16 protein-coding genes are annotated in these 14,810 nt (G+C 68.0%); 7 read left to right on the forward strand and 9 right to left on the reverse strand.

All coding sequences use genetic code 11. From position 1 onward, the window contains the following. Positions 1-43: 43 nt before the first annotated feature. The 4 genes from ACM6LU_RS19940 (at position 44) to ACM6LU_RS19955 (ending at position 3,341) form a co-directional block, all read left to right on the forward strand. Positions 44-1,177 carry a metallophosphoesterase gene (locus tag ACM6LU_RS19940; protein ID WP_414939227.1) on the forward strand — a complete coding sequence of 378 codons (1,134 nt, stop codon included), beginning with the start codon at positions 44-46 and terminating at the stop codon, positions 1,175-1,177. 124 nt (positions 1,178-1,301) lie between these two features. Then, a complete protein-coding gene (locus ACM6LU_RS19945) occupies positions 1,302-1,961 on the forward strand; it encodes a DUF998 domain-containing protein (RefSeq protein ID WP_414939228.1) in 660 nt (219 codons plus the stop codon). A gap of 23 nt (positions 1,962-1,984) precedes the next feature. Further along, a complete protein-coding gene (locus ACM6LU_RS19950; RefSeq protein WP_414939229.1) occupies positions 1,985-2,791 on the forward strand; it encodes an alpha/beta fold hydrolase in 807 nt (268 codons plus the stop codon). Between the two features lie 10 nt (positions 2,792-2,801). Continuing rightward, positions 2,802-3,341: an O-acetyl-ADP-ribose deacetylase gene (locus ACM6LU_RS19955; RefSeq protein WP_414939230.1), complete on the forward strand. Its 540-nt coding sequence runs from the start codon at positions 2,802-2,804 to the stop codon at positions 3,339-3,341. 294 nt (positions 3,342-3,635) lie between these two features. Here ACM6LU_RS19955 and ACM6LU_RS19960 read toward each other — a convergent pair whose 3' ends face one another. From ACM6LU_RS19960 to ACM6LU_RS19970, 3 genes are all read right to left on the reverse strand, one after another. Continuing rightward, entirely contained in the window at positions 3,636-4,616 is a 981-nt protein-coding gene (locus ACM6LU_RS19960) for a TolB family protein (protein ID WP_414939231.1), read from the reverse strand. Next, entirely contained in the window at positions 4,613-5,848 is a 1,236-nt protein-coding gene (locus ACM6LU_RS19965) for an MFS transporter (protein WP_414939232.1), read from the reverse strand. Before ACM6LU_RS19965 ends, ACM6LU_RS19960 begins: the two co-directional genes overlap by 4 nt. A gap of 75 nt (positions 5,849-5,923) precedes the next feature. Next, positions 5,924-7,513, reverse strand: a complete 1,590-nt coding sequence (locus ACM6LU_RS19970) for a discoidin domain-containing protein (protein WP_414939233.1) — start codon at positions 7,511-7,513, stop codon at positions 5,924-5,926. A gap of 133 nt (positions 7,514-7,646) precedes the next feature. Between ACM6LU_RS19970 and ACM6LU_RS19975 the strand changes: the two genes are divergently transcribed. Next, positions 7,647-8,291, forward strand: coding sequence for an HAD-IA family hydrolase (locus ACM6LU_RS19975; RefSeq protein WP_414939234.1), 645 nt, complete (start codon positions 7,647-7,649; stop codon positions 8,289-8,291). Between the two features lie 4 nt (positions 8,292-8,295). Here ACM6LU_RS19975 and ACM6LU_RS19980 read toward each other — a convergent pair whose 3' ends face one another. Further along, a complete protein-coding gene (locus ACM6LU_RS19980) occupies positions 8,296-8,763 on the reverse strand; it encodes an NUDIX domain-containing protein (protein WP_414939235.1) in 468 nt (155 codons plus the stop codon). Between the two features lie 142 nt (positions 8,764-8,905). On the opposite strand from ACM6LU_RS19980, the gene ACM6LU_RS19985 reads away from it, so the two are divergent. Next, on the forward strand, positions 8,906-9,340 hold the full coding sequence (locus ACM6LU_RS19985) for a DoxX family protein (RefSeq protein WP_414939236.1): 435 nt from the start codon (positions 8,906-8,908) through the stop codon (positions 9,338-9,340). 195 nt (positions 9,341-9,535) lie between these two features. Further along, positions 9,536-9,961: a DoxX family protein gene (locus ACM6LU_RS19990; protein WP_414939237.1), complete on the forward strand. Its 426-nt coding sequence runs from the start codon at positions 9,536-9,538 to the stop codon at positions 9,959-9,961. A gap of 187 nt (positions 9,962-10,148) precedes the next feature. Here ACM6LU_RS19990 and ACM6LU_RS19995 read toward each other — a convergent pair whose 3' ends face one another. The 5 genes from ACM6LU_RS19995 to ACM6LU_RS20015 form a co-directional block, all read right to left on the reverse strand. Next, on the reverse strand, positions 10,149-10,754 hold the full coding sequence (locus ACM6LU_RS19995; protein WP_414939238.1) for a GTP-binding protein: 606 nt from the start codon (positions 10,752-10,754) through the stop codon (positions 10,149-10,151). Beyond that, positions 10,735-11,106: a DUF742 domain-containing protein gene (locus tag ACM6LU_RS20000; RefSeq protein ID WP_037306798.1), complete on the reverse strand. Its 372-nt coding sequence runs from the start codon at positions 11,104-11,106 to the stop codon at positions 10,735-10,737. The genes ACM6LU_RS19995 and ACM6LU_RS20000 overlap by 20 nt, the downstream gene beginning before the upstream one ends. Then, positions 11,103-11,513 (reverse strand): roadblock/LC7 domain-containing protein, encoded by a 411-nt coding sequence (locus ACM6LU_RS20005; RefSeq protein ID WP_076162557.1) that lies wholly within the window; start codon positions 11,511-11,513, stop codon positions 11,103-11,105. The genes ACM6LU_RS20000 and ACM6LU_RS20005 overlap by 4 nt, the downstream gene beginning before the upstream one ends. After that, positions 11,514-14,018 (reverse strand): nitrate- and nitrite sensing domain-containing protein, encoded by a 2,505-nt coding sequence (locus tag ACM6LU_RS20010; RefSeq protein WP_414939239.1) that lies wholly within the window; start codon positions 14,016-14,018, stop codon positions 11,514-11,516. A 394-nt stretch (positions 14,019-14,412) separates the two neighbouring features. Further along, positions 14,413-14,712: a hypothetical protein gene (locus ACM6LU_RS20015; RefSeq protein ID WP_414939240.1), complete on the reverse strand. Its 300-nt coding sequence runs from the start codon at positions 14,710-14,712 to the stop codon at positions 14,413-14,415. Between the last annotated feature and the right edge of the window lie 98 nt (positions 14,713-14,810).

Here is a 14,810-nt window from a genome sequence, read left to right on the forward strand (position 1 = left end):
AAGAACGCGGTAGAGACCGATGGTCTGTTAGCCTGGCGGCATCATGCCTCGCATCCTTGTCCGCGTCGCCGCCCTGATCGCCGTCCTCGCTCTCCTGTTCGGCGTGCCGTGGTGGACGATCGTCGGCTCCCCCGAACTCCCGGCCGCGCTCGAAGTGATCGGCACGATCGTGTTCGCCGCCGCGGTGCTCGCCGTACCCGCGTGCATGGTCCTCGGCCACGGCCCGTGGCAGCGCGACCTCGCGGCGAAGATCGGCGACCTCTCCCTCGGGCTGATCTGGCTGCTGTTCTCCTTGTCGGTACTCGGAAACGTGCTACGGCTCGTCCTTTCGGTGTCCGGAGTGGACGGTGCGGCCGAGATCGTGTCCGGCGTCGTCGTGGTGGCCTTCGTGGTGCTGGCGGCGTACGGGATGGCCGAAGCCCGGCGCGTCCCGCGGCTCAAGGAACTCGACGTCGTCCTCCCCCGGCTCGGCGCCGGACTCGACGGTCTCCGCTTCGCCATCATCACCGACACGCATTTCGGTCCGCTGAACCGGACGAAGTGGTCGGAGAAGGTCGTCGAGGTGGTGAACGAACTCAACGCCGACGTCGTGGCCCACGCGGGCGACCTCGCCGACGGTTCGGTCGCCAAACGCGAGGGTCAGGTCGCGCCGCTCGGGAAGGTGCGCGCGAAGCTCGGCAAGTTCTACATCACCGGCAACCACGAGTACTTTGGCGAGGCGCAGGCCTGGCTCGACCACATGCGCGACCTCGGCTGGGAACCGCTCCACAACCGGCATGTGCCGGTCCACAACGGCGGGGACACCCTCGTCTTCGCCGGGATCGACGACCCGACCGGCGCCGCCTCGGGACTTCCGGGTCACGGCCCCGACCTCCCGGCCGCGCTCGACGGTGTCGCCGCGAGCACCCCGGTCGTCCTGCTCGCCCACCAGCCGAAGCAGGTTAAGCAGGCCGCCGAGGCCGGCGTCGACCTCCAGATCTCCGGGCACACCCACGGCGGCCAGATCTGGCCGTTCCACCTTCTGGTGCGGCTCGACCAGCCCGTATTGGCCGGACTTTCGCGCCACGGCGAACGCACGCAGCTGTACACGAGCCGCGGCACCGGCTTCTGGGGACCGCCGCTGCGCGTCTTCGCGCCGAGTGAGATCACCCTCCTGACCTTGCGAAACCGCAAGTAGTCCTCTAGTTGCGACGCCTTCGGGTGCTGCGACCTGCGTCACCGACAACTTTTTTTGTCTTGACAATTTTAGAGTTCGGAGCGAGAGTTGTGCCCAACGCCCCCCGCTTCGAAAGGCCGAGACGATGACCATCGCCGCCACCCGAACCCCCGTCGCGATTCCGACCCGCGCCCTGCTCGTCTGCGGCGCCGTCTCGGGTCCGCTGTACTTCCTGACTTCGTTCACCCAGGCCGCCCTCCGCGACGGCTTCGACATGACGAAGCACCCCGCGAGCATGCTGAGCAACGGCGACGCCGGTTGGATCCAGGTCACGAACTTCCTGGTGTCCGGCGTCCTGCTGATCGCGGGAGCGATCGGGCTGAGCCGAACGCTCGAGCCCGGCAGAGGCAGCGTCTGGGGTCCACGACTCCTGGGCGTCTTCGGCGTCAGCCTGCTGTTCGCGGCGGTCTTCAAGGCCGACGCGGGTAACGGCTTCCCTATCGACTCCGGCCCTGTCGGTACCGGCTCCGCGACGCTCAGCACCGCCGGGGCGCTGCACATGGCCGCCGGGTCGGTCGGCTTCCTCTCGCTGATCGTCGCGACGTTCGTGTTCGCGAGCCGTTTCTCCCGTGAGGGGCACCGCGGCTGGGCCGTCTACTCCCGCGCCACCGGCATCGCGTTCTTCGCCTCCTTCGCCGGGATCAGTTCCGGCAACGCGAACGCCGTCGTGATGCTCGCCTTCTGGGCGACCGTGCTGCTGGCCTGGGGCTGGGTCACCGCCGTCATCGTCCGTTTCACTCGCTAAACCGATCGAGGAGAATCTCCGCCATGAGCACCGTGACCTCGCAAGACGGCACCACCATCGCCTACACCCGCACCGGCTCCGGCCCCGCCGTCATCCTCGTCGACGGCGCCATGTGCCACCGCGAGTTCGGCCCGGCCAAGCCGCTGGCCGCCGAGCTGGCACCGCATTTCACCGTCTACACCTACGACCGCCGCGGCCGCGGTGAGAGCGGTGAGAGCGGTGACACCGAGCCCTTCTCCGTCGCCCGCGAAGTCGAGGACATCGCGGCGTTGATCAAGGAAGCGGGCGGGGCCGCCCACGTCTACGGGATCTCGTCCGGCGCCGCGCTCGCCCTCGAAGCCGCGAAGGCCGGACTGCCGATCACGAAACTGGCGGTCTACGAATTCCCGCTGGTCGTCGACGACACGCGCCCGCCGGTCCCGGCCGACTACACCGCACGGCTGGAGACGGCCATCGCCACCGGACGACCCGGAACCGCGATCAAGACCTTCATGCGCGAAGGCGTCCGTGTCCCGGCGCCGGTCGTGTTCATGATGCAGTTCATGCCCGCGTGGCCGAAGCTGAAGAAGGTCGCGCCGACCCTGCGCTACGACGCCGCGTTGTTCGACGGCCTGCACGACGGCACCCCGTTGCCCGAGGGCCGCTGGGCGAGCGTCTCCGTGCCGACGCTGGTCATGGACGGCGGCAAGAGCCCCGCGTGGATCCGTAACGGTGTCGCCGCGCTGGCGAAGGCGGTTCCCGGCGCAGAGCACAAGACGATCGAAGGCCAGACGCATATGCTCAAGCCGAAAGCGGTTGCCCCGGTACTGATCGAGTACTTCAACGGCTGACGGAGCGGTCATGAGGATCGAACTGGTCGAAGGCGACATCACCCAACAGCGGGTCGACGTCGTGGTCAATGCCGCGAACTCGTCCCTGCTCGGCGGCGGCGGGGTGGACGGCGCCATCCACCGCCGCGGCGGACCGGAGATCCTCACCGAATGCCGGGCGCTGCGCGCGGGGCACTACGGCAAGGGACTGAAGACCGGAGAGGCGGTCGCCACCACGGCGGGCCGCCTTCCGGCGCGCTGGGTGGCGCACACCGTCGGGCCGGTGTGGTCCGACTCCGAAGACCGCTCCGCGCTGCTGGCGGCCTGTCATCGCAACTCGCTGCACGTGGCGGCCGACCTGGGTGCGCACACCGTGGCGTTCCCCGCGATCTCGACCGGGATCTACCGGTGGCCGATCGAGTCCGCCGCGGAAATCGCCCTCGAAACGGTGGTGAACACGCTGTCGGCCGGGGCCAGTTCGGTGGAGCTGGTGCGGTTCGTGCTGTTCGGGAAGGCGGCCTACGACGTGTTCCGAGAGCAGGCGGACGCGCTGGGCGTGGCCCGCTCGTGAGTGGTTGCCTGCCGAAGGTCCGTGAAGGCCCCCTTCCTTTGCGCTAGGCGCAGGGTCCCGGCAAAGTTGCAGAGCCGCTGGTCAGCGCTGCTGTTGGTAATCCGGACTCATTATCGCTAGTGACCCCGCGACGATGAAGGAATGGGACACTCAACGTCCCCATTCCTTCATCGTCGGCCTCATACAGCGAACGATTACCGCCTGGCCTGCAAGACCGCGCTTGCCGGGCCCCTGGCGCTAGGCGCAAGGAAGGGGGCCTTCATGTACTTGGGGACGTGTAAAGGTCGAGGCCCACTACACACCCGCCGGCGAAGCACCCCGCGTGACCAGTTCCCGCGCCGCCCCGCTCCCGTCCGCGGGAACCGCCCAGATCCCCGACTCCAGCCCGTAAGCCACGGTTCGGTCATCGAGCCAGGCGGCCTGGTCGTCCACGCTCCGCGTCTCGGCCAGCATGGTCTCCCTGCCGGACGCCAGATCGAGCACGGCCAGCCGCCACGGCGCCGCGAGATCGGCGGAGACCCGCTTCTTGAAAGCGATCCGCTTCCCGTCCGGCGAAAGTGACGGGCACTCGACGTTCTCCCGGATCATGTTCGCGCTGTACTTCTCGTAGTCCGCCTCGACCAGGTAGGTCTTCCCCTTGGTTCCGACGGTCGCGTAGAACCGCTTGCCGTCGGGGGCGAAGGTGATCCCCCAGTAGTTCACGTCGGACGAGTAATACTGCTTGCCGTCGAGGAACAGTGCCATCTCCTCGACGCTCTTCAGCAGCTGCCCGCTCGACAGGTCGAGGATTCCGGCCCTGGTCGAAAACCCTGTCTCCGCATAGGAATCACCGTTGACGAACAGCGTCCAGTAGACGAGTTCGCCGTCCGGCGAGACCCGGCCACGGCTGGGCGTGCCCGGCAGTTCGACCCGGCGGATCTCGTTCAGGTCCTTGTCCAGCACGATGACGTCGGTCATCGGCGGCAGCACGCCCGGCTGCGCGGCCAGGCAGAGTGCCGTCCCCGCCGAGGCGGCGAATCGGTCGCAGCTGAGTCCGGCCACCTTCCGTACCTCGCCGGGCCGGTCGACGGGCACCGTGGCGAGGTGGCCGAAGTCGGGACCCTCGGCGGTGTTGCGGAACAACAACTGGCCCGGAGACTGCACGGAGACCTGCCCCGACACGACGGCGACGGCGTTGACGCCCGGACCGCGATCCCGCGAAAGGATACCGTACCCGACGGCTGCCGCGACCAGGACGACGACCGCCGCCGCCACGCCAAGGATCCGCCCCTTCATGCGGATGTCCTCAGTGGACGGATCACGGCGGCCGCGACGACCACGACGGTTAGTGTGCCCGCGGCCACCATGACCGCGGCGTGCAGATCCCAAGCCGTCCAAGCGAGTCCGAAAAGGACGGACGCGAACATCCGGGTCGTCGCCTGCCCGGTCTGCACCAGTGCCAGCCCGCTCGCTCGCTGGTGTTCGGGCAGCAGTGGCCCGGCGGCGGCCATCAGGACACCGTCGGTCGCGGCGTAGAAGACACCGTGCAGGATCAGCGCCAGCACCGCGAGCACGCCGCCGTCCACCGGTCCGAGCAGCGCCAGCAGGGCGGCGACCAGCGCGAGGTGCCCGCCGAGGAAGACCTTCCAGCGGCCGACGCGGTCCGAAAGCCTGCCCAGGGGAACGGCGAGCAGCAGGTACACACCGGCGGTTCCCAAGGGCAGCAAGGGAAAGAAGACGGCGCCGAGTTCCCACCGCCGCTGCAGGACGAGGTACAGGAACGAGTCGCTGAGGGTGACCAGGCCCAGCAACGCGGCCCAGACACAGATGCGGCGGAACGGCGCCTGCCGGATCAACCCCGCGGTCTCCCGCAAGGAGACCTTGTGCCGCTCGGCTCGCGACGTCGGCTGATGGTCCTTGACCAGCACCACCAGGATGATCACGCCGATCGCGGCGATGCAGAAGCTGGTGAAGAACACCGAGTCGTAGCTGCCGAGGCTGAGCCACAGCACGGCCATCGCGACCAGCGGGCCGAGGAACGCGCCGAAGGTGTCCATCGCCCGGTGTACGCCGAACGCGCGCCCGAGGTGCTCGGGGTCACTGCTCAAGGTGATCAGCGCGTCCCGGGGCGCGGTCCGGACGCCCTTCCCGGTGCGGTCGGCCGCGAGCACCGCCCCGATCGCGACGGTGGACGAACCGGCCAGCATCAGGCCGATCTTGCCCAGCGCGGAAAGCCCGTAACCGAAGCAGGCGACCGCCTTCAGCCGCTGCCACCGGTCGGCGAGGTGCCCGCCGAGGAGCCGGACCACGGCGGTGACGCCGGAATAAAGGCCGTCGAGCACGCCGAACTGCAGCGGGCTCAGGCCGAGACCGAGGACGAGATAGAGCGGGAGGACCGCGGTCACCATCTCCGATGAGATGTCGGTGACCAGGCTGACCAGGCCCAGCGCGACGACGTTCCCGGTGACGGCCCGTTTGATGCCCCCTTTCGGCACGTCTGGCGCAGCCCTGGCGGTGGCGATGTACATGGGAGACCTCCTACGCCGCGAGGAGGTGCCGGGACGCCGCGCACACGCCCGCGCCCCGGCACCCGATCGCGTGGATCAGTGGCAGGTGTAGGTGGGCGAGGAGTCGATGGTCTTGCCGTCGAGGCCGATCAACTGCGTCGAGAAAGCGTTGTCCGACATGTTCAGCTTGAGCACACCGAAGGTCGAGATCGCCTTCGCCGTCGCCGGATGCTCGGTCTTGACCGGGTACAGCGTCATCCCGCCGCCACCGCCGATGATCTGCACCGGGCCGTTCGGATCCTTGGCCCCACTGGCGTTCTGCGGGAAGAACCGCTCGTAGTGGTGGTCGTGCCCGTTGAGCACCAGGTCGACCTTGCTCTTGACCATGGTCTCCCAGAGCGTGGCCATCTTCGGGTTGTCACCGTGGTCACCCGAGGTATAGCGCGGGTGGTGGTAGTACGCGGCGACGCAGGGCTTGGTGTTCTTCGCCAGGTCCTGCTTGATCCAGTTCAGCTGCTCGTCGCTGACGGCGTTCGCGGCCAGCCCCGGCGAGAACTCCGTGCTGTCGATGGCCACGAAGTGCCAGTTGCCCATTTCCCAGCTGTAGTAGGTCTTCCCGTTCGGCGTCGCGATCTTGCCGAAGTACTTCTTGTAGGCGCCCAGCGGGGTGTGGTCGTAGGTCTCGTGGTTGCCGGGGACCGGGTGCATGATGTTCTTGTACTTGCCCCAGGTCTTGTCGAAGTAGTTCGTGAAGTCCTCGATGTGGGCGTCGTCGTACTGGTTGTCGCCCATGGTGATCACCGCGGCCGGGTTCATCTGCCCGACCAGGTTGGCGGTCTTCGGGTGGATGCACGAGGACGAGGACGCGGTGCACTGGTCCGCGATGTCACCCGCGGCGGCCAGCACGAACGACGAACCGCCGCCCGCTTGCGTGGTCGCCTGGATCTGGTTGCTGGCACCCGAAGTGTTGCCCGCGGCGTCCTTCGCGCGGACGGTGTAGGTGTACGCGGTCGCCGCGCTCAGGCCACTGTCGGTGTAGGACGCCGTTTCCGATGTGCCGACGACCTGACCGTTCCGGAGCACCTCGTACGCGCTGACGCCGACGTTGTCCGTCGACGCCGTCCACGTCAGGTCCACTGTGGACGAAGTGACGGAACCGGCTTTCAGGTTCGTGGGCGCGGTGGGCGCCTGGGTGTCACCGGAGGAGTCCGAGGTCCCGTAAACCTGCATCTCCCAAAGGGAGTAGCCGTAACTGGTGGCGCGCTTCGTCGCGACGAGACGCAGGTAGCGGCCGCGGGCGGACAGACCGGTGAGGTCGTCGGTGCCGCCGTTGCCGTTGGTGACGGACTTGACCGAGGTCCACGCCGAGCCGTCGTTGGAGACTTCCAGCTTGTACGCGGTGGCGTACGCCGCTTCCCAGTTCAGCTTGACCCGGTTGACGGCGGAAGGGCCGCCGAGGTCGACGCGGATGAACTGCGGGTCCGCGCCTTCGACGCTCGCCCAGCGAGTATTGGTCTTCCCGTCGACGGCCAGCGGGCCGCCGTACTCGGCGGACTCCACCGAGGAGACCAGGACGGGTTTACCCTGGGACAAAAGGACATCGGCGGCCTGCGCGTTGCCGCTGAGCAGCGTCGGCAACAGGATGATCGCCGCGCCGAGTGGTAGTAGTCGGGTTCGGGCCTTCACATCGATCTCCCCGGGAATCCGTGGCGGCGGGTTGAGAGGGACGGGTGCGCGGCGCTTGTTCGTTTGGTAACTTTCCTAACGAACGCGTACGGTAATCCGTCCCCCTCAGTGCGTCAAGACGTAGACTCGTCCCATGACCGGCGCTCTGATCTTCGACTTCGACGGAACGCTGGTCGACACGGAAGCCGCCGTCCTCGCGGCCTGGCAAGAGACCTTCCGGCAGCGCGGCGGCGAACTCCCCCTGGCGGTCTGGCACACCGTCATCGGCACACAGCACACCGCCACCGCGATGTTCGAGCTGCTCGAGAAGGACGGCGAGGAACTCGACACGCTCGCGATCCGCACCGGCGTCCGCGCCCGGGTCACCGAACTGCTGGAATCCGAGGGACCGCGTCCCGGCGTCCAGGAGTACCTCGACGACGCGAAAGAGCGAGGCCTCCGGCTGGCCATCGCGTCGAGTTCGACCGGTGACTGGGTCACCACGCAGCTGAACCGGCTCGGCCTGGCGGACTCGTTCGAGGCCGTCCTCACCGGAGACCTCCACGAGGCGAAGCCGAGCCCGGACCTCTATCTGGCCGCGCTCGCGGCACTGGACCTGCCGTCGTCCGAGGCGATCGCGTTCGAGGACTCACCGCACGGCGTCACCGCGGCGAAGGCCGCGGGACTCACGTGCGTCGCGGTACCGAACGCGATCACCGCGGTGCTGAACTTCGACCACGCCGATCTCGTACTGGGATCACTCGCCGACAAACCACTCAGCGCGTTGCTTGAGGGGTAAGGCCTCAGCCGTTGAGCAGCTCACCCAGCCGGGCGAGGAATGGGCGCTGGCCCTTGAGGAGCTTCTCCTCCGCTTCGGCGAGCCCGAACCAGGCGGCCCTGTCGACCTCCGGGAACTCCTGCGTCCGGCCCGACCTCGGCGGCCACTCCATCTCGAAGGTGCCCGGCACGACCTGAGCCGGGTCGAGGTCGCCTTCCACCGCCCAGACGGTGACGACCTTGCCGCCGGACTGCTTCACCTCGCCCAGCGGGAAGTACTCCCCCTCCGGCGCCGGGAGCCCCAGCTCCTCGGCGAACTCGCGGCGCGCGGCCGCCTCCGGCGCCTCGTCCGGCTCGTACTCGCCCTTGGGCATCGACCAGCCGCCCGCGTCCTTCTTCGCCCAGAACGGCCCGCCCATATGCCCGAGCAGCACCTCGGTCACCACACCCGACCTGCGGAAGAGCAGGATCCCGGCACTCGTCTTACCCGCCATGGCATCCAGTCTGACGCTGCTCCGAACGAGTGATGTGACCGGCCCGCGAAAAAAGTCTCCGCCCGGGTGTCGATTCGCGTCGGGCCCGTCCGACGCGTTGTCAGAAGCCGCCCGACAGACTTTCCCGGAAGGACCGGAAACCATGACGCAGACCATCACCCCCGCCCAGGCCACCACCACCCCGCGTGCCACGAAGCTCCAGGGTGCGATCCAGTCGGCCGTGCGGATCGTCGTCTCGTTCCTGTTCCTCTGCCACGGCTTGCAAGGATTCGGATTCTTCGGCGGTGTCGACGGTGCCGGTGGCGCTGTCGAACTCGGCTCCTGGCCCGGTTGGTACGGCAGCGTGATCGAGGTCGTCGGCGCCGCGCTGGTGCTGGCGGGCCTGTTCACCCGCCCGGTCGCGGTGCTCCTCTCCGGCGTCATGGCCTTCGCCTACTTCACCGTCCACGCACCGGAAGGCCTGCTGCCGCTGCTGAACATGGGCGAGCTGTCCGCCCTCTACTGCTGGATCTTCCTGCTGATCGCCGCGATCGGCCCCGGCACCTTCGCCCTCGACACCCTGCGCCGCCGTCGCTGATCGAAATCGCCGAGGCCTCTTTCCTGGAATGATTCCAGGAAAGAGGCCGATTTCGCGTTCTCGTTCATTGCGGCGTTGTTAAATCAGGGCATACCACGGAATTACCCCCCGAAAGAAAGTTCCCTGCCGATGGGGGTATCCGGCATCCTCATTCCCATCAATGGTTTAGACCACCTTGAGCCGGAAGGATGCGTCATGACCCAGACAGCCACCGCCACGACCACCGAGATCGGCCAGACCCCCGCCAAATGGCAAGGCCTGGCCCTCTCCGTCGTCCGCGTAGTGGTCGCGTTCCTGTTCCTCTGCCACGGCCTGCAGAAGATGGGCTTCTTCGACAAGGCGGCCGTCCCGGTCGGCACCTGGCCGAGCTGGTACGCCGGAGTGATCGAGGTGGTCGGCTCGCTGCTGATCCTGGTGGGCCTGTTCACCCGCCCGGTCGCGGTCCTGCTTTCGGGCACGATGGCCTACGCGTACTTCGTCGTCCATCAGCCCGACGCGCTGCTGCCACTGCAGAACAAGGGTGAGATGGCGGCTTTGTACTCCTGGATCTTCCTGCTGTTCGCGGTGGTGGGTCCGGGCACCTACGCGCTCGACACACTGCGCCGCCGTCGTCGCGGCTGAGCCTCAATGCCGCGGTGGGCTTCAGGTCCAGATCGGGGCCAGGTCCGTGAAGGCCACTTTCACGGACCCAGGGTCCCTCAAGGAGCCCTTCACGGACTTCTCGCTACAGGCCCCGCCGATGCCATGAACGGTCCGTTACTTGCAAATTTTGCAAGTAACGGACCGTTCATGGCACTTCAAAGAGGCGTCAGCGGCCCTGCGGCAGCCCGGCCGCCAGGTCGGACAGCGCGAGCACGTGCTCCATCAGCACGGTCAGCACCTGCTTCGTCGAATCGCGTTCCCGCGCGTCGCACAGCAGCAGGGGGACGTCCATGCTGACGTCGAGCGCCTGCCGGACCTCCTCGGTGCCATAGCGATACGCGTCGTCGAAGCAGTTCACGGCGACGACGAACGGCAGTCCGCGGCGCTCGAAGAAGTCGACGGCCGCGAAGCAACTGTCGAGCCGTCGGGTGTCGGCCAGCACGACGGCGCCGAGAGCGCCTTCGGCCAGTTCGTCCCACATGAACCAGAACCGGTCCTGTCCCGGCGTACCGAACAGGTACAGAATCAGCTCGGGGTTGATGGTGATCCGGCCGAAGTCGAGGGCGACCGTGGTGGTCGTCTTCTTCTCGACACCGGTGAGGTCGTCGACGCCCTCGGACGCCGCGGTGATGACCTCCTCGGTGCGCAGCGGGGGGACCTCGCTGACCGAACCGACCATCGTGGTCTTACCGACCCCGAACCCGCCGGCGATGAGGACCTTGACCGCGTTCGCGGTCAAGGATCGCCGGGGCTCAGAGTTTCCGGATGCCATCAAGAACCGCCTGGAGTACGTGTTTGTTGGGGGTGTCGGTGACCGGTGTCGCGGTGCGGAAGAGCACGAGGTTCTGTTCGATCAAATCGCTCAGCAGCACCTTCACCACCGGCAGCGGCAGATCGATGCGCGCGGCGACCTCCGCGACGGAGGTCGGTCTCTGGCACAGGTTGAGGATCCGCCCGTACTCCGGCTCGAAGCCGGCGACCTCGTGCGCGGTGCGCATGGCGACCACCAGGGTGATCAGGTCGAGGCCGATCGTGTCCGAGCGGGTGCGCCCGCCCGTGACCGCGTACGACCGGACCAGCGGACCGGCCTCGTCCTCGAACCACGACTCGTGCCGCCCGCTCATGGCGACAGGGGAGTCGCGGCGCGGGGCGCCGAAGTGAGCACCGCGCCGACCCGCTTGACCATCAGGTTCATCTCGTAGGCCACGAGGCCCATGTCCGCGTCTTCCTTGGCCAGCAGCGCCAGGCAAGCGCCCCGGCCCGCCGCGGTGACGAACAGGAAGGCGTGGTCCATCTCGACCATGGTCTGGCGGACGTTGCCGCCGCCGAAGTGCCGTCCCGTGCCCCGCGCGAGGCTCTGGAACGCCGACGCCACCGCGGACAGGTGCTCACCGTCCTGCTCCGACAGGTTGCCGGACTTTCCGATGAGCAGGCCGTCGGCCGAGAGGACCACCGCCCGGTCGGCACCGCTGACCCGCTTGACCAGGTCATCCAGCAACCAGTCGAGTTCACTGACTCCTGCGTTGGCCATCTAGTCACGATCTCCGTACATGTCGAGGTCGGTGTAGTCGTCGGTGGGTTCGGTGTCCCGGCCGCGGCGCGTCCCCTGCTGGAACGCGGCGAGGCGGTTCCTGGCCAGCTCGGGGGTGTCCTCGCGGACCTCCTCGCGCTGGGCGGCAGGCCGGTCCTCCATCAGCTGGGGAACCAGGTTCGTCTGACGGCGGCGCTGCGGCAGCGGTGGCCTGCCGGGCGCCTCGGGGCCGGGTCGCCGGGTCTGCGGCGGACGGCCGTCCTGCGGTCGGGAATCGGCGGCCGGTGGCCAGGCCGGCGGCTGCACCGGCTGCGGCCGGGCCTCGGCACGCGCGGGCTCCGAGCGCATCGGCTCAGGCCGGGGCGTCTCAGGCCGCGGCACGCGCGGACGGCGCGGGGGCAGCGGCGGCAACGCGGCGCCGGGCTGCTCCGCCCTCGGCTGCGGCTGCTCCAGGGGAGCCACCGGCATCGGCACCGGGAGTTCCGGCCGCTCGGCGGGGAACTCGGTGCGGTGACGGGCACGACGGCCCGGGAGCAGCGGCGCGGCGTCCGGCACCTCGGTGCTCTCGGGGTCCACCTCGTCCTCCGGCTGATCAGACGGGACCGGCGCGAGCAGGTCGGTGCGGACGAGCACGATGGCCCTGGTGCCGCCGTATGCGGACTCGCGCAAGTGCACGGAGATCCCGTGGCGTGCGGCGAGCCGCGCGACCACGAACAGGCCCAGCCGTGGCTCGGTCGACAACGCCATGATGCCGAAGTCCGGCGGATCGGCCAACATCGCGTTCAGCTCGGCGGCCTGCTCCGGCTCGATCCCGAGGCCCTGGTCCTCGACCTCGATCACGACACCCTTGCCGACCACGTTGCCGCGCAGTTCGACCCGCGACTGCGGCGGGGAGAACGAGGTGGCGTTGTCGATCAGCTCCGCGAGCAGGTGCACGAGGTCGCCGACGACCGGGCCCTGCACCGCGATCGCGGGCATCTTCGCCGTCTTCACCCTGGCGAAGTCCTCGGTCTCGGCCGAGGCACCACGGGTCAGCTCGGCCAGCGTGACCGGCTTGCGCCACTGACGGCCTGGCTGGCCGCCGCCGAGAATGATCAGGTTTTCCGCGTTGCGGCGGGCACGGGTGGAGAGGTGGTCCAGCTGGAAGAGCGTCTCCAGCTGCTCCGGGTCTTCCTGCTTGCGCTCGGCCTGTTCGAGCACCTTGAGCTGGCGGTGCACGATGACCTGGCTGCGGTGCGCGATGTTGAGGAACACCTTCTTGGTGCCCTCACGGGTCCTGGCCTCTTCGACGGCGGCCGCGATGGCGGTCTGCTGCGCCTTGTTGAAGGCCTCGGCGACCTGGCCGATCTCGTCGTCGCCGTGGTCGAGGAAGTGCCCCTTGTCGTCGAGGTCGACGGGTTCGCCCGCGCGGACCCGGTCCACCAGTTCGGGCAGCCGGGTCTCGGCGACGTCGAGGGTGTCCTCGCGCAGCCGGGCCAGCCTGCCGATGAGCCGGTTGGACAGCCGCAGGGCGATGATGAACACGCCGATGGCCACGAGCAGCGCGATGGCGGCGGCGATGGCCGAGGTGATCAGCGTCCGGTCGGCCTCGTCGATGGCCTCGGTGGTGGCGGCACCACTCTGCTCGACGAAGCCGCGCATCATGGCGTCGCCGACGCCGCGGGACGACTGCAGCCAGAGCTGCTCGGGCACCGGGAGGGTGGCCTTGCTGTTCTGCAGGAACGTGTTCTCGACCGTGTTGACGGCCTTCCACGGATCGCTCGCGACGAGCTGGTCGAACTTCGCCTTCACGTCCGGGCGCATCCGCGAAACGGACGACTCGAGCAGCGAGCGGTACGAACCGACCTGGCTGACGTAGGCGCGGTAGGTCTCGTCGGTGAACCCGCCACCGGCGACTGCCGCGGCGGCGAGGGAGTTCGCGCGCTGCAACTGGTCGATCGCGGTGAACAGCGGCACCGCGGTGATGCGCTGGTAGGCGTTCTCCGCGTTCGGCGCGTCCTGCGCGAGCCCCGTCAGCCCTTCGACGAACTGGTCGAGGATCTGGTTGTAGAAGGTGAAGGCGTCCAGCAGGGGCAGCTGGCCGGAGTCTGCCGACTGCCGGATCTGCGGCATCTTCTGGAACAGCCCGTTCACCGTGGCGATGGTGCGCTGCACGCTGTCGGGCGAGTCGCCGATGAACTTCTGGAGGTGCGTGACGACGCCCTGGGTCGCGGCGTCGGTCTTGGCGCGCTGCTCCACGAGGGTCGCGTGCTGCGAACGGTCGCCGGCGAGTTCGCGCAGCGTCAGTCGGCGCTCCTCCTGGATCTGGGCGAAGAACGGGACGGAAGGGGCTTCCGAGTCACGGATCCGCTGCGCGTAGTCACGGCCATTGACCGCGTCGGAGATCAGGTACCCGCCGATCGCGAGACCGACGAGCATCAGCGCGATGCTGGGAATGAGCGCGATCGTCAGAACGCGCGAACGAATCGAAGAGCCGCGGCCTCGTCGAAGGGAATTCTGCTTCACCGTGGTCCGTTTTCCTTCCGGCAGTTATTGGTGTCGGGTCGCCGGGGATCTCATACCCGCGGGATCCGATAGCCGGATCAACACAGCGTGGTCCGCTCCGCCCGCGAAGACGCTAGGAGACCCAAACGGGTGAGTCAAGTCCGAACGCGAAGGGTAGTCACATATCGCCGTGACCAGCTGACGAAGGGTCGCCGGACCTCGAAAGTCCACCACATGGACAGAAACACCCCGACAAGTGACCCGCCAGTAGATCACCTGCCGGTTTACCGCAGTCAGCGGCTTGACCGGCACTCATCGGACTCGATCAAGTAACAGCCTGTCGCACTCCTGTCTCGGCTGAAAAGTCGACGAAAACTACGCGCCGTGACCTCGCTCACGATTTCGGGGGAGGGCTTCACATACCGTTCGGTTTGCGAACGACTTCACCCCGGAGGAAGGCGGCCGTAAGGCCGTTCGATCCGCGAAATCGAGAATTGCCGGCGTTTATCGCCGGTGCATCGAAATGATCTTCACCGGCGGGGCCGAGCTCGTCCTCGAGGAGCACGTCGACCCTCCTGGACGCGGCCCGGAGCGTCCGGACGCCCACCCAGCACAACGTCACCACCCCGCAGACCAGGATCACGACGAGCGCCGTCTCGACCGGATAACGCGAGCCGAATTCGTTGAGCAGGAAACCGGAAGCGACACCGAACACGGCGACGGCGGTATAGGCGATCAACACAATCCCCTCTTTCTCCAGGCGCCGTTGCCCGCGTCTCGCCGCTGAGCCGAGCGACGCGGGTTTCCCTTACG

The sequence above is a fragment of the Amycolatopsis sp. cmx-11-51 genome, from assembly GCF_047608665.1.
Lineage (GTDB): Bacteria > Actinomycetota > Actinomycetes > Mycobacteriales > Pseudonocardiaceae > Amycolatopsis.